This window comes from Streptomyces sp. NPDC001796 (genome assembly GCF_042892355.1).
In the GTDB taxonomy this organism is placed as follows: domain Bacteria; phylum Actinomycetota; class Actinomycetes; order Streptomycetales; family Streptomycetaceae; genus Streptomyces.
In genome coordinates this window covers 251,860-267,997 of the sequence record NZ_JBIAUC010000003.1, presented here as the reverse complement: position 1 = coordinate 267,997, position 16,138 = coordinate 251,860, and the positions used below count along the sequence as shown (strand labels likewise).

The 16,138-nt window shown below is 70.9% G+C and carries 17 protein-coding genes; 6 read left to right on the top strand and 11 right to left on the bottom strand.

Annotated features, from left to right (window positions below; genetic code table 11):
- Nucleotides 1–255 precede the first annotated feature (255 nt).
- The 6 genes from ACFYZE_RS07910 to ACFYZE_RS07885 form a co-directional block, all read right to left on the bottom strand.
- A complete protein-coding gene (locus ACFYZE_RS07910) occupies nucleotides 256–2,436 on the bottom strand; it encodes a 3-hydroxyacyl-CoA dehydrogenase NAD-binding domain-containing protein (RefSeq protein WP_388989998.1) in 2,181 nt (726 codons plus the stop codon).
- A gap of 59 nt (nucleotides 2,437–2,495) precedes the next feature.
- On the bottom strand, nucleotides 2,496–3,710 hold the full coding sequence (locus ACFYZE_RS07905; protein ID WP_388989996.1) for an acetyl-CoA C-acetyltransferase: 1,215 nt from the start codon (nucleotides 3,708–3,710) through the stop codon (nucleotides 2,496–2,498).
- Nucleotides 3,711–3,713: 3 nt separating this feature from the next.
- Entirely contained in the window at nucleotides 3,714–4,907 is a 1,194-nt protein-coding gene (locus tag ACFYZE_RS07900; protein ID WP_388989994.1) for a CaiB/BaiF CoA transferase family protein, read from the bottom strand.
- Nucleotides 4,908–5,104: 197 nt separating this feature from the next.
- Nucleotides 5,105–5,251: a morphogenic membrane protein MmpA gene (gene mmpA, locus ACFYZE_RS07895; RefSeq protein WP_388989992.1), complete on the bottom strand. Its 147-nt coding sequence runs from the start codon at nucleotides 5,249–5,251 to the stop codon at nucleotides 5,105–5,107.
- A 62-nt stretch (nucleotides 5,252–5,313) separates the two neighbouring features.
- Nucleotides 5,314–6,012 (bottom strand): endonuclease V, encoded by a 699-nt coding sequence (locus ACFYZE_RS07890; protein ID WP_388989990.1) that lies wholly within the window; start codon nucleotides 6,010–6,012, stop codon nucleotides 5,314–5,316.
- A gap of 34 nt (nucleotides 6,013–6,046) precedes the next feature.
- Complete coding sequence (locus ACFYZE_RS07885) at nucleotides 6,047–6,370, bottom strand: plasmid stabilization protein (protein WP_200420360.1); 324 nt, start codon at nucleotides 6,368–6,370, stop codon at nucleotides 6,047–6,049.
- 290 nt (nucleotides 6,371–6,660) lie between these two features.
- Between ACFYZE_RS07885 and ACFYZE_RS07880 the strand changes: the two genes are divergently transcribed.
- Nucleotides 6,661–7,077 (top strand): SsgA family sporulation/cell division regulator, encoded by a 417-nt coding sequence (locus tag ACFYZE_RS07880; protein WP_388989988.1) that lies wholly within the window; start codon nucleotides 6,661–6,663, stop codon nucleotides 7,075–7,077.
- Here ACFYZE_RS07880 and ACFYZE_RS07875 read toward each other — a convergent pair.
- Complete coding sequence (locus tag ACFYZE_RS07875; protein WP_388989986.1) at nucleotides 7,026–7,463, bottom strand: isocitrate lyase/phosphoenolpyruvate mutase family protein; 438 nt, start codon at nucleotides 7,461–7,463, stop codon at nucleotides 7,026–7,028. The genes ACFYZE_RS07880 and ACFYZE_RS07875 overlap by 52 nt on opposite strands.
- Before the next feature lie 295 nt (nucleotides 7,464–7,758).
- Here ACFYZE_RS07875 and ACFYZE_RS07870 point away from each other — a divergent pair, with 295 nt between their 5' ends.
- The 4 genes from ACFYZE_RS07870 to ACFYZE_RS07855 all read left to right on the top strand — a co-directional run bounded on the left by ACFYZE_RS07870 (nucleotide 7,759) and on the right by ACFYZE_RS07855 (nucleotide 12,158).
- Nucleotides 7,759–9,387: an ABC-F family ATP-binding cassette domain-containing protein gene (locus tag ACFYZE_RS07870; protein ID WP_388989984.1), complete on the top strand. Its 1,629-nt coding sequence runs from the start codon at nucleotides 7,759–7,761 to the stop codon at nucleotides 9,385–9,387.
- 108 nt (nucleotides 9,388–9,495) lie between these two features.
- The gene (gene ddaH, locus ACFYZE_RS07865; protein ID WP_388989982.1) at nucleotides 9,496–10,272 is read left to right on the top strand and encodes a dimethylargininase; all 777 of its coding nucleotides are present in this window, start codon (nucleotides 9,496–9,498) and stop codon (nucleotides 10,270–10,272) included.
- 241 nt (nucleotides 10,273–10,513) lie between these two features.
- Nucleotides 10,514–11,488 carry an acyl-ACP desaturase gene (locus ACFYZE_RS07860; protein WP_388989980.1) on the top strand — a complete coding sequence of 325 codons (975 nt, stop codon included), beginning with the start codon at nucleotides 10,514–10,516 and terminating at the stop codon, nucleotides 11,486–11,488.
- Nucleotides 11,489–11,690: 202 nt separating this feature from the next.
- Nucleotides 11,691–12,158 (top strand): hypothetical protein, encoded by a 468-nt coding sequence (locus tag ACFYZE_RS07855; RefSeq protein WP_388989978.1) that lies wholly within the window; start codon nucleotides 11,691–11,693, stop codon nucleotides 12,156–12,158.
- A gap of 36 nt (nucleotides 12,159–12,194) precedes the next feature.
- Here ACFYZE_RS07855 and ACFYZE_RS07850 read toward each other — a convergent pair whose 3' ends face one another.
- Both ACFYZE_RS07850 and ACFYZE_RS07845 read right to left on the bottom strand, forming a co-directional pair.
- Complete coding sequence (locus tag ACFYZE_RS07850; protein ID WP_388989976.1) at nucleotides 12,195–12,410, bottom strand: hypothetical protein; 216 nt, start codon at nucleotides 12,408–12,410, stop codon at nucleotides 12,195–12,197.
- Nucleotides 12,411–12,462: 52 nt separating this feature from the next.
- Complete coding sequence (locus ACFYZE_RS07845; RefSeq protein WP_388990567.1) at nucleotides 12,463–12,714, bottom strand: WhiB family transcriptional regulator; 252 nt, start codon at nucleotides 12,712–12,714, stop codon at nucleotides 12,463–12,465.
- Between the two features lie 362 nt (nucleotides 12,715–13,076).
- Between ACFYZE_RS07845 and ACFYZE_RS07840 the strand changes: the two genes are divergently transcribed.
- The gene (locus ACFYZE_RS07840) at nucleotides 13,077–13,877 is read left to right on the top strand and encodes a VOC family protein (protein ID WP_388989974.1); all 801 of its coding nucleotides are present in this window, start codon (nucleotides 13,077–13,079) and stop codon (nucleotides 13,875–13,877) included.
- Between the two features lie 178 nt (nucleotides 13,878–14,055).
- Here ACFYZE_RS07840 and ACFYZE_RS07835 read toward each other — a convergent pair whose 3' ends face one another.
- Nucleotides 14,056–15,093: a LacI family DNA-binding transcriptional regulator gene (locus ACFYZE_RS07835; protein WP_388989972.1), complete on the bottom strand. Its 1,038-nt coding sequence runs from the start codon at nucleotides 15,091–15,093 to the stop codon at nucleotides 14,056–14,058.
- 71 nt (nucleotides 15,094–15,164) lie between these two features.
- A complete protein-coding gene (locus ACFYZE_RS07830; RefSeq protein ID WP_388989970.1) occupies nucleotides 15,165–16,112 on the bottom strand; it encodes a multicopper oxidase domain-containing protein in 948 nt (315 codons plus the stop codon).
- Nucleotides 16,113–16,138 lie beyond the last annotated feature (26 nt).

The window sequence follows — 16,138 nt, the reverse complement described above, 5'->3', positions numbered from 1 at the left end:
TGGTACGCCCGGCGCTGGGGTGGTGCGCGGGTTTCCGGATGGGGCTCGGTCCGGCCACCCCTGACGCGGCACAGACCAAGGCCTCACCTTCTCGCAGAGGCCGATTTCCATGCGATGGCGCACGTCACAGAGCGGGACTTCTCACATGTTCACCACATGGGCGTCCCAAAGTGGTCATACAAGCACGGCGGGGGACCCGTGCAGGGCTCCTGGCCCCGGGTCCCCCGGCCGTCTCAGCGGGCGTCGTCCACCGTCTCAGTGGGCGTCGGTGAACCGCTCCCCCTTCTCCGCCTTCTGCACCAGCAGCGCGGGCGGCGTGAACCGCTCGCCGTACCGCTCGGCCAGCTCCCGGGCGCGGGCCACGAAGCCGGGCAGGCCCCCCTCGTAGCCGTTGATGTACTGCAGGACGCCGCCGGTCCAGCCGGGGAAGCCGATTCCGAAGATCGACCCGATGTTGGCGTCGGCCACGGAGGTCAGCACGCCCTCCTCGAGGAGCCGGACGGTGTCCAGCGCCTCCGAGAACAGCATGCGCTCCTGCATGTCCCGGAACGGGATCTGGTGCCCGGGCCTGGTGAAGTGCTCCCGCAGCCCCGGCCACAGCCGGCCGCGCCTGCCGTCCTCGCCGTACTCGTAGAACCCGGCGCCGCCGCTGCGCCCGGTGCGGCCGAACTCGTCGACCATGCGGTCGATGACGGCCTCCGCCGGGTGCGGTGTCCAGGTGCCGCCCGCCTCCTCGACGGCCCGCCTGGTCTCGTTGCGGATCTTGCGCGGCAGGGTCAGCGTCAGCTCGTCCATCAGGGACAGCACCTTCGCCGGGTAGCCCGCCTGGGCCGCCGCCTGCTCGACGGACGCCGGCTCGATGCCCTCGCCGACCATCGCGACGCCCTCGTTGATGAAGTGGCCGATGACCCGGGAGGTGAAGAAGCCGCGCGAGTCGTTGACCACGATCGGCGTCTTGTTGATCTGCCGCACCAGGTCGAAGGCGCGCGCCAGCGCCTCCTCACCGGTCCGCCTCCCCTTGATGATCTCGACCAGCGGCATCTTGTCGACCGGCGAGAAGAAGTGCAGTCCCACGAAGTCGGACTGCCGCTCCACACCCTCCGCGAGCGTGGTGATCGGCAGGGTGGAGGTGTTGGAGCACAGCAGCGCGTCGGGCTCGACGACGTTCTCGATCTCCTGGAACACCTTGTGCTTGAGCGCCGGGTCCTCGAACACGGCCTCGATGACGGCGTCGCAGCCCGCGAGGTCGGCGGCCTCGGCGGTGGGGGTGATGCGGGCCAGCAGCGCGTCCGCCTTCTCCTGGGTCGTGCGCCCCTTGGTGACCGCCTTGGCGCACAGCTTCTCGGAGTAGCCCTTGCCCTTGACGGCCGCCTCCAGGGAGACGTCCTTCAGGACGACCTCGATGCCCGCGCGGGCGCACGCGTAGGCGATGCCCGCGCCCATCATGCCGGCGCCGAGGACGGCCACCTTGCGGACCTGGCGGGGTTCGACGCCCTTCGGGCGGTTGGCGCCCGAGTTGACGGCCTGGAGGTCGAAGAAGAACGCCTGGATCATGTTCTTCGCGGTCTGCCCGGTGACCAGTTCGGTGAAGTAGCGCGCCTCGATGGTCAGGGCGGTCTCGAAGTCGACCTGGGATCCCTCGACGGCCGCCGCCAGGATGTTCCGCGGGGCCGGATAAGGGGCGCCGTTCAGCTGCTTCTTCAGGTTGGCCGGGAAGGCGGGCAGGTTGGCGGCGAACTTCGGGTTGGACGGCGTACCACCCGGGATCTTGTAGCCGGGCCTGTCCCACGGCTGGTGGGACTCGGGGTTGGCGTCGATGAAGGCGCGGGCCTTGGCCATCATCTCCTCGGGGGTCGCGGCCACCTCGTGGACGAGACCGTTCTCCAGCGCGCGCCGTGGGGAGTACTGGGTGCCCTGGAGCAGCACCTTCAGCAGGGCGTCCGCGATGCCCATCAGGCGTACGGTGCGGGTGACGCCGCCGCCCGCCGGGAGCAGACCCAGGGTGACCTCGGGCAGGCCGATCTTGGAGCCGGGGGCGTCGAGGGCGACGCGGTGGTGGGAGGCCAGCGCGATCTCGTAACCGCCGCCGAGGGCCGCGCCGTTGAGGGCGGCGACGACCGGCTTGCCGAGGGTCTCGATGCGGCGCAGGGAGTTCTTGATCGCCACGCCGGTCTCGAACGCCTGCCGGGCGTCCTCGGGGCCGGCCTTGATCATGTCCTTGAGGTCGCCGCCCGCGAAGAAGGTCTTCTTCGCGGAGGTGTAGATAATGCCGCGGATGGTGTCCTTCTCTGCCTCGGCCCGCTCGGCGATCGCCGCGATCGACTCCTTGAACGCCTGGTTCATGGTGTTCGCGGACTGGTTCGGGTCGTCGAGGACGAGGGTGACGACGCCGGTGCCGTCCTGCTCCCAGCGGATGGTGGTGGACTCAGTGCTCATCGGGGTGCTCCGTAAGGTCCGTTGGATCCGTCGATCCGTTCGATCCGTTGGGGGGAAGGTCAGACGCGTTCGACGATCGTGGCGATGCCCATGCCGCCGCCCACGCACAGCGTGGCAAGGCCGTACCGCTTGTCCTGCCGCTCCAGTTCGTCGACCAGCGTGCCGAGGATCATCGCGCCGGTCGCGCCGAGCGGGTGGCCGAGCGCGATGGCGCCGCCGTTGACGTTGACCTTGTCCAGGGAGAGCCCCATGTCCTTGGCGAAGCGCAGCACCACCGCGGCGAACGCCTCGTTGATCTCTACGAGGTCGATGTCGTCGATCGTCAGCCCGGCCTTGGCGAGGGCCTTGCGGGTGGCGGGCGCGGGACCGGTGAGCATGATCGTCGGCTCGGAGCCGGAGACCGCCGCGGACACGATCCGGGCCCGGGGCCGCATCCCGTACCGCTCGCCGGCCTCCTTCGACCCGATGGCGACGAGGGCCGCGCCGTCGACGATGCCGGAGGAGTTGCCCGCGTGGTGGACGTGGTCGATCTGCTCGATCCAGTGGTACTTCTGCAGCGCCACCGCGTCGAAGCCGCCCAGTTCGCCGATGTCCGCGAACGACGGCTTGAGCCCCGCGAGCGAGTCGGCGGTCGTGCCGGGCCGCATGTGCTCGTCGTGGTCGAGGACGACGAGACCGCTGCGGTCCTTCACCGGGACCACGGAGCGGTCGAAGCGGCCGTCCTTCCAGGCGGCCGCCGCCCGCTCCTGCGACAGCGCCGCGTACTCGTCGACGTCCCTGCGGGAGAAGCCCTCGATGGTGGCGATGAGGTCGGCGCCGATGCCCTGCGGCACGAAGTTGACGGTCATGTTGGTCATCGGGTCGGCGAACCAGGCGCCGCCGTCCGAGGCCATCGGGACGCGGGACATGGACTCGACGCCGCCCGCGAGCACCAGGTCCTCCCAGCCGGAGCGGACCTTCGCCGCGGCGAGGTTGACCGCTTCCAGACCGGACGCACAGAAGCGGTTCTCCTGGACGCCGGCCACCGTGTCGGGCAGTCCGGCGGCGATCGCGGCGATCCGGGCGATGTCGGAGCCCTGGTCGCCGACCGGGCTCACCACACCGAGCACGATGTCGTCGATCGCGGCGGGGTCGAGATCGGGAAAACGCCGCCGCGTCTCGTGGATGAGCCCGACCACCAGGTCGATGGGCTTGGTGCCGTGCAGGGCGCCGTTGGCCTTGCCGCGCCCGCGCGGGGTGCGGATCGCGTCGTAGACGTACGCTTCGGTGCTCAACTGTCAGCCTTTCGGTGAGGGTCGGCCGGGCAGGCGCGGCTCAGGAGGGTCGAGAGCTTCATCGGTCGCGGCCCCGAGGAGTCGCGGCACGTCCCAGTCGCGGGCGACGTCCTCGGTGTCGGCGCCGGGCTGGGCGGGCCCGCCGTGCACCGCTGTATGGGTGACCGAGAAGCGGGGGGCGGGCGCGGGCTGGGTGATGCCGCCGTGGTCGGTGAAGGTGCCGCGGGCGGCGAGGTGGGGGTGCGCCGGCGCCTCCCGGAGCGACAGGACGGGCGCCACGCACGCGTCGGAGCCTTCGAAGACGGCGGTCCACTCGTCGCGCGTGCGGGTCTTGAAACGGGCCGCGACCATCTCCCGGAGTTCACCCCAACGGGCGACGTCCTTGCGGGCCGGGGCGCGGTCCGCGATCCCCAGCAATTCCACGAACTCCGTGTAGAACTGCTGCTCGAGGGCGCCCACCGCCATGTACCGGCCGTCGGCCGTCTCGTAGGTGCCGTAGAACGGGCAGCCTCCGTCGAGCAGGTTGGCACCGCGCCGGTCCTGCCAGCCCCCGGCGGCGAGCATGCCGTGGATCATCGAGGACAGGTGGGCGGTGCCGTCGACGATGGCCGCGTCCACCACCTGGCCGGTCCCGGTCGCGCGGGCGTGGTGGAGGGCGGCGAGAACACCGACGACGAGGTAGAGCGCACCTCCCGCGTAGTCGCCGACGAGGTTCGCGGGGATCGCGGGCGGCGCGTCCGGGGCGCCGATCATGCCGAGCGTGCCGGTGAGCGCGATGTAGGCGATGTCGTGTCCGGCGCGCGGGGCGAGCGGGCCCTCCTGGCCCCAGCCGGTCATCCGGCCGTAGACGAGCCGGGGGTTGCGGGCGTGGCACGTCTCCGGGCCCACGCCGAGGCGTTCCGCGACGCCCGGGCGGTAGCCCTCGATGAGGATGTCGGCGCGCTCGGCCAGGTCCAGGACGCGGGAGGGGCCCTCGCCGGTCTTCAGGTCCACGATGACCGAGCGCTTGTTGCGGTTGGTGACGTCGTACTCCGGGTCGATGGCGAGCCCGGAGCCGTTCGGCCGGTCCACGCGGACGACATCGGCGCCGAGGTCGGCGAGGAGCATGCCGGCGAACGGCCCGGGTCCGATACCGGCCAGCTCGACGACGCGCACGCCGGCGAGGGGGCCCTGCCCCGGCGTCCTTGCTACTGCCATCCAGCCCCCAGCTCCGTGACACACCCGATGCGACATCGGTGATGTTGAGAACGTGTTCCAGTACGGGCACTATCCGATCGAGCAAGCGCTTAGTCAAGCACGGGTCCCGACCGCGTACTCTCCGTATGCGCATTCTCGCCTCACGGTAGTCGCAGCCACCGACAACGGCGCGGGAGGGAGCTGTCGCCGACCGGGCGTCAGGACCCCCACTCCAGGACCGTGACGACCATCCCGACGATCCAGGCGAGCCCCGCGAGAACGGCGAGCAGCAGAGCGGCCGTCACGGCTCGCTCGACGGGCTGGGCGGAGTGGCTCACGGTCTTGGGCGCACGGTGTGTCGTCATGCGCCCCACCCTGCCGATCATGGCGGTTCGGCCACATCCGTACACGTACTCAGGCGCCGTACTCAGGCCGCGGACCCGACGGCCTCCTTGAGGGCACGCCGGCAAAGGCTGTCGGCGCGCCGGGTGGACTCGGGGATGCGGTACAAGGGGGCGAGCGCGAGGGTGTGCGCGCAGGCGGCGCCGAGGCCGACGCGGTGCCCCACGGAGACGAACACCGGCTTGACGCCCGCCTGGGTGCGCAGAGCGCTGCCGACCTCGTCGGTGCCCGCGAGGAGCGGGCTCCTGCTGCCGCGCTCGGTCCCCGGCTCCGCGTAGGTGAAGGTGAACGGGTTCTTGGCGACGCCGATCGTGGGCAGTCCGGTGAGGACGCCGAGGTGGCTCGCCAGACCGAAGCGGCGCGGGTGGGCGAGGCCGTAGCCGTCGCAGACGACCAGCCCGGGATCGCGGTCCAGGGCCTCCAACGCGGCCAGGACGGTGGGGATCTCACGGAAGGCGAGCAGACCGGGAACGTACGGGAAGGAGACCTCGCCGACGGCCGTGGCCTCGGCGAGAGGGGCGAGCGTGCCCGCGTCCAGGACGACGGCCGCCGCCGCGACCACGCCGCGCTCGTCGTCGTAGGCGACGTCGACCCCCGTCACGGGGCCGGTCCCGGGCGGCGGCCCCGGTTCGTCGAGGATCACCCGACCGCGCAGCTCGTCCTGCACGGCACGGGCCTCTTCTTCGGTCGCGGGCCAGCCCGCGGGGGTGCGTACGGTGGTCATGGCGGTGACGAGCGTACGACGCCGCGGCCCGCCGTCACTTGCCCAGCGCGCGCTGCAGCTCGCTCTTGTTCATGTCCGAGCGGCCGCGGATGTTGCGCCGCTTGGCCTCCTCGTACAGCTGGTCGTACGTCTGTCCCTGGGAGCCCTTGCCCGAGCGCTGTCCGCCGCGCTTGGCGGACGACTTGTCCTGGGTGGACGTGCGGCTCGCGGTCTTGGACTCACCGGAACGGGCGCGCTCCTTGTTCACGGTCCGCGCCGCGATCTCCTTGGCGCGCCCCTCGCTCTCCCCGCGGTCGCGCGCGCTCTCCTTGATGTGCTCGTACTGACGTTCCCGCTTGGGGCTCGAGCCGCGTGGCATGACCGTCACTTCCTCTCCGATGCGGGTGCCTCACGAGTACCCCGTTTCGCCGCGCTTCACCGTCAACGCCCGCCCGGGAACCGTACGCGCGTGCGGGGTGTCCTCTCCGGTGTCACGGGGACCGCGGGACACCGGAGTGATCGCCCTCACCGTGCACCGTCCGGTGGCATGGACTCGGTGACAGAGGTCACTCGCATTTCATGTGCACGGATTGGCCGATTCCATCGTCTCTTCAAGTGCCTGGTCTCATCCGCCCGAAGTCCGTCCAGCCGTCACAAGGGAGCAAGGCGTTGTCCACCGTCATCGAGCAGCCCGTGGAGGCCCGTCTCGTCGCTGCCGCGCCGCGCATGCCGAGCATTCCGGCCGTGCTCCACTACGACCGGCGCGACCCGTTCGCCGTCCGCATGACCTTCCCCGCCCCGGCCACCCTGGAGGGTGTGGAGGTGTGCTGGACCTTCGCCCGCGAACTCCTCGCCGCCGGCCTGGAGGGCCCGGAGGGTCACGGGGACGTCCGGGTGCGGCCGTACGGCTACGAGCGCACCGTCCTGGAGTTCCACGCCCCGGAGGGCACCGCCGTGGTGCACGTCCACTCGGACGCGATCGAGCGCTTCCTGCGGCGGACCACCGAGCTGGTGCCGGTGGGTCTGGAGCATCTTCAGGTGGACCTGGACCACGACCTGGCAGAGCTGATGCGGGACGCGTGCTGAGCTCCTCGGTGCGCCCTCTCGCCGTCCTCAGGTGCGACGGCGCGTGCGGGCCGTCCGGTCGCGCCCAGTCGGGGGAACCCGGACACGGTCACGGCCCCGCTCCCATCAGGACTTCTGACGGCCCCCGTCCAACAGCCCGTTGAGTTCCCCGTAGTCGAGGCCGGCGGCCAGTACGTCGTACGTCCGGCCAGTGCGTCGTACGTCCCCGCGTCGAGCAGCTCCCGTGCGGCGCGGCGGACCAGGGCGTGGGCGGCCTGCGCGATGCCCGAGCCGACACTGATCCGGGCGACGCAGAGGGCGGCCAGTTCGGCGACCGTGGGCGCGCCCGGGCCGGCCATCGCGTTCAGCGGGCCCTCGATGCCCTCGGCGAGGGCCTTCACCGTCACCGGGTCGACGGCCCCGGGGACGAAGCGGTTTTAAATGCGTTGACGCTCTCCCGAGCCCCTCGTACGGTGTTCAACGCTTCTGTTGCCGCCGGGAGGAGAAGGACGTTGCTCGTCTGAGGTCTTGAGACACCGCGTCACACAGCGCTGACCGTGCCTGTGTGCGTCGCGTGCGACCTCGGCGTTCGAGCCGTCCTTTCGGTGCGGAGCTTCCTCTTCCCTCCGTTCGTGGACCGTCGCCTCATGCGGTGTCTCACACGCGTTGCCCGACACCCCCCTGAGCAGACGCGAGGCCCGCATGGCACCTTCCATCACCTGTACGTCCCTGTCCTTCTGCTGGCCCGACGGCACCGCCGTCTTCGACGACCTCCAGGTCGCCTTCGCCGCCGGCAGGACCGGACTCGTCGGAACCAACGGGTCCGGGAAGTCCACCCTGTTGAAGCTGATCGCCGGTGAACTCACCCCGGCTTCGGGCACCGTGCGCGTCGCGGGAGCGGTCGGACACCTGCCGCAGAACGTGGCGCTCGACACCGCCCTGCGGGTCGACGAGGTCCTCGGCATCGCCGCCCGGCGCGCCGCGCTGCACGCCATCGAGGCCGGCGACGTGGCGGAGGAGCACTTCATGACCGTCGGCGACGACTGGGACGTGGAGGAGCGCGCCCAGGCGATGCTCGGCGAACTCGGCCTCGGCCACATCGGGCTGGACCGCACCGTCGGCGAGGTCTCCGGCGGCGAGTCCGTCCTGCTGCGGCTGGCCGCGCTGCTGCTGCGCCGCCCGGACGTGCTGCTGCTCGACGAACCCACCAACAACCTCGACCTGTACGCGCGCAGACGGCTGTACGCGGCCGTCGAGGCATGGCCGGGGGTCATGGTCGTGGTCAGCCACGACCGGGAACTCCTCGACCGTGTCGACCAGATCGCCGATCTGCGCGCCGGGGAGATCACCTGGTTCGGCGGCACCTTCTCCGCGTACGAGGAGGCACTGGCCGTCGAACAGGAGGCGGCGGAGCGCATGGTGCGGGTCGCCGAGGCCGATCTGCGCAAGCAGAAGCGCGAACTGACCGAGGCGCAGGTGAAGTTGGCGCGCCGCAAGCGGTACGGGCAGAAGATGTGGGACGACAAACGCGAACCGAAGATCGTCATGGGAGCGCGCAAACGGGCCGCACAGGAGTCGGCGGGCAAACACCGTCTCCTGCACGAGGAGCGGCTCGCCGAGGCCAGGGAGCGGCTGGACGAGGCGGTCGAGGCGGTGCGGGACGACGACCAGATCCGCGTCGACCTGCCGTTCACGGCGGTACCGCCGGGGCGCTCCGTTCTGACGCTGCGGGACCTGGAGCCGGCCTACGGCGCCCGTGTGCACGGCGGCCTGGAAGTGCGCGGTCCCGAGCGGATCGCGCTGGTCGGGCGCAACGGCGCGGGCAAGACCACGCTGCTGCGCACGATCGCGGGCGAGTTGGAACCGGTGGCGGGCGAGGCGACGGCGCATGTGCCGCTGCGCTTCCTGCCGCAGCGGCTCGACGTGCTCGACGACTCGCTGACGGTCGTGGAGAACGTGGCCCGGTTCGCGCCCGCCGCCACCAACAACGGGATCCGGGCACGCCTGGCCCGCTTCCTGTTCCGCGGCGGCCGGGCCGACCAGCCGGCCGGGACCCTGTCGGGCGGCGAGCGCTTCCGCGCCGCCCTGGCCGCGCTGATGCTCGCCGAGCCCGCGCCGCAGCTGCTGATGCTGGACGAGCCGACCAACAACCTCGACATGGCGAGCGTGCGGCAGCTCACCACGGCCCTGGAGTCGTACGAGGGCGCGCTGGTCGTGGCGAGCCACGACCTGCCGTTCCTGGAGTCGATCGGCATCACACGCTGGCTGCTGCTCGACGGAGAGCTGAAGGAGACCACGCCGGAGGCCGTCGGGAGGTCCGACCGGCCCTGACCGGGGGCGGCGCCCGGTTCGCACGGTGGCGGAACCCGGGGCTTTGTCCCCGGGTTCCGGACCTGCATGATGGCGGGCGACATCATCAGCCGAGACGGAGTTCCGCACGTGCCCAGCAAGAAGGCCCTCATCCGCCGACCCAGCCCGCGCCTTGCCGAGGGACTGGTGACCCACGTCGAGCGGGAGAAGGTCGACATCGATCGCGCGCTCGAGCAGTGGGAGGCGTACGCGGGGAAGCTGCGCGAGCACGGCTGGGAGACGATCGAGGTGGAACCGGCCGACGACTGCCCGGACTCGGTGTTCGTCGAGGACACGGTCGTGATGTACAAGAATGTCGCACTGATCACACGACCGGGCGCCGAGTCACGGCGCGAGGAGACGGCGGGCGTCGAGGAGGCCGTGGCCCGGCTGGGCTGTTCGGTGAACTGGATCTGGGAACCGGGCACCCTCGACGGGGGTGACGTCCTGAAGATCGACGACACGATCTACGTCGGCCGCAGCGGACGCACCAACGCGGCCGCCGTCCAGCAGATGCGCGCGGTGTTCGAACCACTGGGCGCCCGAGTGGTGCCGGTGCCCGTCACCAAGGTCCTGCACCTGAAGTCGGCGGTCACCGCGCTGCCCGACGGCACGGTCATCGGCCATGTGCCGCTGGTGGACAAGCCGTCGCTGTTCCCACGCTTCCTTCCGGTGCCGGAGGAGTCCGGAGCGCACGTCGTGCTGCTCGGCGGCGACAGGCTGCTCATGGCGGCCGGCGCGCCGAAGACGGCGGACCTGCTCGCCGACCTCGGTCATGAACCGGTCCTGGTGGACATCAGCGAGTTCGAGAAGCTCGAGGGATGTGTGACGTGCCTTTCGGTGCGGCTGCGGGAGTTGTACGACTGACCGACCGGCTGAGGCGGCCACCCGCTCGTCCGCGTCGTCGCCGTCCACCCGCGTCGGCGGGGACTTCCGTATGCCCCGGACCGAGCCTCCTCCTTGGGGTCTTCCAGGGGCACGGGCGGGGTCTTTACAGCGCGCTTAACCTACGGATTCGTAACCTACGGATTCGTAGCCTACGATCCCGTAAGTTCCGGCACCGCTCGCCGACTGCACCGCTGTTCCTCCCCGTCTCCCTGGAGTTCCTGTGACGATCACCTCCCCCCACCTCGGCAGCCCCTCCGTCTGGACCGACGCGCGGCTGCTGTACGCCCTGGAGGAAGTGGTCGAGAACGAGCTGAACCGGCACCTTAAGGTCGCCAAGGACTGGATGCCGCACGAATACGTCCCCTGGAGCGACGGCCGCAACTTCCCGGGTTTCTTCGAGGACGGCGTGGCCTGGGAGAAGGAGCAGTCGAAGGTCACCGACATCGGCCGGATCGCGCTGGTCGTCAATCTTCTGACGGAGGACAACCTCCCCAGCTACCACCACGAGATCGCCACACTGTTCGGCCGCGACGGAGCGTGGGGCACCTGGGTGCACCGATGGACGGCGGAAGAGGGTCGGCACGGCATCGTGATGCGGGACTACCTGCTCGCCTCCCGCGCGGTGGACCCCGACCAGCTGGAACGTTTCCGCATGGCGCACATGAGCGAGGGCTTCGAGTCGGACAACCGGCACTCGATGCTGCACTCCGTCGCCTACGTCGCCTTTCAGGAGCTGGCCACCCGTATCTCGCACCGCAACACCGGCCACCAGTCCGGCGACCCGGTCTGCGACCGGATGCTGGCCCGCATCGCGACCGACGAGAACCTGCACATGGTGTTCTACCGGAACCTGCTGAAGGCCGCGTTCGAGATCGCGCCCGACCTGACCATGCAGGCGGTGCGGGACGTCGTGGTGGGCTTTCGCATGCCCGGCCACGGCATCCCCGGCTTCGAGCGTGCCGCCGCGCAGATGGCGATCGGCGAGGTCTACAACCTGCGCATCCACCACGACGACGTACTCCAGCCGGTGCTCCGCTTCCTGAAAGTCCTGCAGATCGACGGCCTGGGCCCCGATGGCCTCCGGGCTCAGGAGGAACTCGGCCTGTTCATGGACGGCCTCGACACCGAGGCCACGCGGTTCGACGAGAAGTTGGCCGCCCGCAAGGCCCGGATGGCGGCCAGGGCCGAGGCGTAACCGCGCCGGGTACCCCCGCCCGAGTCCGTATCGGCCTCGGGATCCGCCGCAAACGCCACCTCGCGCCACCCTGTTCGCCGCACTGAAGCATCCCTCAGCATGCATATGCCGGGTGGACGTCCGCGCGGGCCAACCCGCCCGGCCTGTCCCTGTCGTACGCCTGGTCGGGCCGGTCGGGCCGGTGGCGCCCCTGGAGCGGGTCATGACGAATGCGATGTGGATGCGAGGCGTCCAGTGGCTGGCCGCCGCCGCACCGGACCCGCCTGCCTGCGCACAGCAGTGGGAGCGGGGCGACGGGACGGTGCTCCTCGAGGCCGGACGCCACTGGGACGTGGTGAGCGTTCCGCGTCGGCTGGGGCTGCTCGCCCTGGACATTCTGTGGGACGACCCGCTGCGGACACCCGGACCGACGCTGGTGGACTCGGCGGCGCTCAGGGTGGGTTTCTTCGTACCGCCGGATCCGCCCGGTCACTGGGCCGGCGCCGGGGTCCGCCATGCGAGCAGGGGTGCCTGGGTCGCCGTGCCCCCGCCGTACCGGCCCGCCGGTTCCCTGGAGTGGATCGTCCCGCCCGACGGAAGCGGGCTGCTGCATTCCCCGGTCGTCCTGCGGCGGGCTCTGCGCCGGGCGGCCGAGACGCTCGCCGTACTGGCAACCGTCAGGGAGGACTGACCCCCGGCCATCCCCCGGTCACAGGGCTGCCACGTCCTACGCGGCCTCGTAGTGGTGGGCGTCAGCGCCGCGCCACTTCACCCACGCCGGATCGTCGAGCAGGTCCTCGGCGTCCGGCAGCCCGGCCCGGCCGAGGAACTCGATCACGTCCTCGTCGGAGAACGCCACCCCCAGGCTCTCCCCGCGCGCGGTCACCCGGCGGCCGCCGGTGCCCGACGGCGGATGAACGATGACTGGAGCCCGTCCGAACATGTCTCCAGCATCGTCCCGGGCGTCCGGCCGCGCATCCGGACGGGTGGGACTCTCACTTGCGGTGCGGCGCCCGCCTCAGCTGCAGGCGCTCCTTCTCGGACAGCCCGCCCCAGACGCCGAACCGTTCGTCGTGGGTGAGCGCGTATTCGAGACACGCGGCACGACTCGCGCACAGCCCGCAGATACGCTTCGCCTCCCGCACCGAACTGCCCGGCTCGGGGAAGAAGAAATCGCCCCCCGTCTGCGCACAGAGCGCCTGGTCCTGCCAGGGGATGTCGGACGCGATGATCGCTTCGATGTGCATGGCGGAGATCGTGCCGCGCGGCGAAAAACGTTCGATCAACACGTGATCAACGACGCGCCGGCCGTCCCACCGGGCCCGCCGCGAATAGGGACGACGCCCCACGACCTCGCAGGCTCGACGTCGTGCGGCGCGACCTCGCAGGGCTCCCGTCGTCGTGCGGTTCCCGACCTCGTGCGGCTGCCGATGATGTCCTGGCCCCATGGCGCCGCGCACGGCGGCGCGCCGAGAAAAGCACGACGAGAGCGGACGCTGCCGATCGGACGTCGTCACAGGAACCCGCCGCGTCATTCCGGCGGCGATTGTCAGTGGGGGGTGGAAGACTCGGCAGAGCAGGCACCGGGAACCCTCGAAGGAGGGCAGAGATGCTCACCACCCGTTTCGTCAACGGCGCTCCGAACTGGCTCGACATCGGCACCCCGGACATCGACGGCGCCAGCGCCTTCTACGGCGGCCTCTTCGGCTGGCAGTTCCAGTCGGCGGGCCCCGACGCCGGCGGCTACGGCTTCTTCCAACTGTCCGGCAGGACCGCGGCCGGCGGCATGCAGGCCACCCCGGAGCAGGGGCCGTCGTCCTGGACCGTCTACTTCCAGAGTGCCGACGCGGAGGCCACCGCCAAGGCGGCCGAGCAGTCGGGTGGCAGCGTGCTCATGCGGCCCATGGACGTGATGGGTGAGGGCCACATGGCCGTCCTCGCCGATACGGCCGGCGTGCCGTTCGGCATCTGGCAACCGGGCCGCACCAAGGGCATCGAGGTGGCCGGCGACCCGGGCTCGCTGTGCTGGGTCGAGCTGTACACGCCGGACATCGCCCGCGCCGCCGCGTTCTACCGCCAGGTGCTCGGCTGGGAGACCGAGGGCTTCCCCTTCCCCGGCGGCACGTACACGTGCATCAACCCGGACGGCGGCGGCCGGGACGACATGTTCGGCGGCCTCGTCCCGCTGGCCGACGACCCCACGGAAGCGGAGGCCGGTGCGCACTTCCTGCCGTACTTCGAGGTCACGGACGCAGACGCCATGGTGAGCAGGGCGCAGGAGCTGGGCGGGAGCGTCGGGACGCCCGCGACGGACATCGAAGGGGTGGGCCGTATCGCCCGGCTCGCCGACCCGTACGGGGCCCGCTTCGCAGTGATCAAGAGCGCACCGCCGCAGCCGCAGCAGAGCTGACGCCGGTCGGTTCCGGGCGCGGCGCCGGGCTTCTGTTCGCACGCACCGCGCCCCGCTTCCAAAGGAGCAGTCGACCGGCAACTGGATACTCCTGCGCACCGCCGGCCGGACGTGTCGGGGGCGGCGTACGACGCAATCCACGCCGGTTCACGGTGACGGTCGGTTCACGACCGTGGCGTCACGCCGACGCCCGCCGTACCAGCGTCGTCGGCAGCACCACGCTCGACGGAGCGCCGCCCACTCCCGGCTCGTCACCCCGCCGGTCGAGGCCGCGCAGCAGGAGCCGGGCCATCAAACGGCCCATCTCCTCGATGTCCTGGCGGACCGTCGTCAGTGGCGGGTCGGTCTGTTCCGCGACCGGCAGCATGTCGTCGAAGCCGATGACGGCGACGTCGTCGGGCACCCGGCGGCCCTCGGCGCGCAGCACCCGCAGGGCACCTGAGGCGCTCAGGTCGTTGGCGGCGAACACGGCGTCCAGATCCGGGCAGCGGACCAGCAGCTCCCGCATCGCCCGTTCGCCGCCCGCGGGTGTGAAGTCCCCCGCCACGATGAGCCCCGGGTCGGCGTCGGCCATCACGTCGCGGAACCCGTCGAGTCGGTCCACCGCGGACGTCTGGTCGAGGGCGCCGGCGATGTGCGCGATGCGGCGGCGGCCGAGCCCCACGAGATGGCGCACTGCCTCGCGGGCACCGCCGCGGTTGTCGCTGTCGACGTAGACGGCGCTGCGGGTGCCGTCGCCCCAGCCCGGCCGCCCGCCGAACACGGTGGGCACCCCGGCCCGCTGCACCAGCTCGGGCAGCGGGTCCTCGAGGTGCAGCGAGAAGACGAGCGCGCCGTCGACGTGCCCGCCGGCGAGATAACGGCCGACCCGGGCGTGGTCGGCGCGGCCTTCCGTCAGCAGCAGGACGAGCTGGGAGTCGTGGGCCGTCAGTTCCTTGCTGATACCGCGCAGTTGCAGGGCGAAGAAGGGGTCGGCGAAGATGCGGGTCTCCGGTTCGGCGATCACGACGGCGACCGCGTCGTGCCGCTTGGTGACCAGGCTGCGCGCGGCCTGGTTCGGCACGTACCCGAGTTCCTCCACGGCGCGACGCACCCGCTCGACGAGGGGTCCGCGCACTCCGTCGCCGCCGTTGACGACGCGGGACGCCGTGGCCCGGGAGACCCCTGCCCGGGCGGCCACGGCCTCCAGCGTGGGGCGCGGCGCGGTCTCGGTCACGTGGAGCTCCTCCCCGGCGGTTGCCGATCAGGATAGCCCCGGCCGTCCCACCGCTGAGAGCGCTCCCGGATCTAGTGCTTGTGCGACGAATCGTCGTACTCGGGGATCGTTCCGTCTTCTCTCCGCACGAGGAACAGCCCTGCCATCCCCTTGTCGGAGTGCCTTTGGACGTGGCAGTGGTACATCCACGCGCCCGCGCCGCCCGACTCACCCGCGATGACCTGGAAGCCGAAGGAGGCACCGGGACCGACGACCCTGGTGTCGATGAGCGGGCTCGAGTCCTCGGGACCGGCGAGCAGTCCCGTGCGGTTGTCCGCCCACCGGTGACCGTGCAGGTGGAACGTGTGGAAGTCGTCCCCGTGCGTGATCATCACGAACTCGACGCGCTCCCCCACGACGGCCTCGAAGGTGGGTCCGGCGTGCCCCTTGCCGTTGTTGATCGACGTCTCGTTGAACACGATGGTGTGCGTGGTGTCGGGGAGGATGTCGCCCTGACGGCGCACGATCAAGCCGCCGAACAGGCCCGCGCGTACGCCACCGGTGCCGTGCGAGGTGCCGATGGCATGGTCGTGGTAGTGCCAGTAGCCCGCGCTGCCCTCCCGATAGGTGCCGTCCTTGCGGCGGCCGGGGGCGTGTGTCTTCCACACGTAGGTGCGTTTGCGGCCGGGTTTCACGAGACTATTGGTGAGCTTCGTTCCGTCGTTGCTGATCGTGTAGTCGACCCCGTGCACATGCAGGCCCGTCGAGACGTCCAGCCGGTTCTCGAACTCGATGTACAGCGTGTCGCCCTCGACCAGCTCGATCACCGGGCCCGGAATGGTCGCCTTCTTGCCTGCGAGGCCATAGCCCATCCGTCCTTTGCCGAGCTCCGCGGCGAAGAGTTTGATGTGCCTCTCCCTGCCACCGGCGGGCGCCGTCCGCGCCCCATCGTCCGCGAATGCCTCAGGAGCGAGTGACAACGATGTCGCGACGGCGGCGCCGCCGATCAGCATCCTCCGGTGGAAGCTGCGTCTGTCCATGCGGAACTCCCCATCCTCGTACGCAA

Coding starts and splice junctions, on each gene's coding strand:
- ACFYZE_RS07910 (WP_388989998.1), bottom strand. CDS start 2,436: ATGAGCACTGAGTCCACCACCATCCGCTGGGAGCAGGACGGCACCGGC.
- ACFYZE_RS07900 (WP_388989994.1), bottom strand. CDS start 4,907: ATGGCAGTAGCAAGGACGCCGGGGCAGGGCCCCCTCGCCGGCGTGCGC.
- mmpA (WP_388989992.1), bottom strand. CDS start 5,251: ATGACGACACACCGTGCGCCCAAGACCGTGAGCCACTCCGCCCAGCCC.
- ACFYZE_RS07890 (WP_388989990.1), bottom strand. CDS start 6,012: ATGACCACCGTACGCACCCCCGCGGGCTGGCCCGCGACCGAAGAAGAG.
- ACFYZE_RS07885 (WP_200420360.1), bottom strand. CDS start 6,370: ATGCCACGCGGCTCGAGCCCCAAGCGGGAACGTCAGTACGAGCACATC.
- ACFYZE_RS07870 (WP_388989984.1), top strand. CDS start 7,759: ATGGCACCTTCCATCACCTGTACGTCCCTGTCCTTCTGCTGGCCCGAC.
- ACFYZE_RS07855 (WP_388989978.1), top strand. CDS start 11,691: ATGACGAATGCGATGTGGATGCGAGGCGTCCAGTGGCTGGCCGCCGCC.
- ACFYZE_RS07850 (WP_388989976.1), bottom strand. CDS start 12,410: ATGTTCGGACGGGCTCCAGTCATCGTTCATCCGCCGTCGGGCACCGGC.
- ACFYZE_RS07845 (WP_388990567.1), bottom strand. CDS start 12,714: ATGCACATCGAAGCGATCATCGCGTCCGACATCCCCTGGCAGGACCAG.
- ACFYZE_RS07840 (WP_388989974.1), top strand. CDS start 13,077: ATGCTCACCACCCGTTTCGTCAACGGCGCTCCGAACTGGCTCGACATC.
- ACFYZE_RS07830 (WP_388989970.1), bottom strand. CDS start 16,112: ATGGACAGACGCAGCTTCCACCGGAGGATGCTGATCGGCGGCGCCGCC.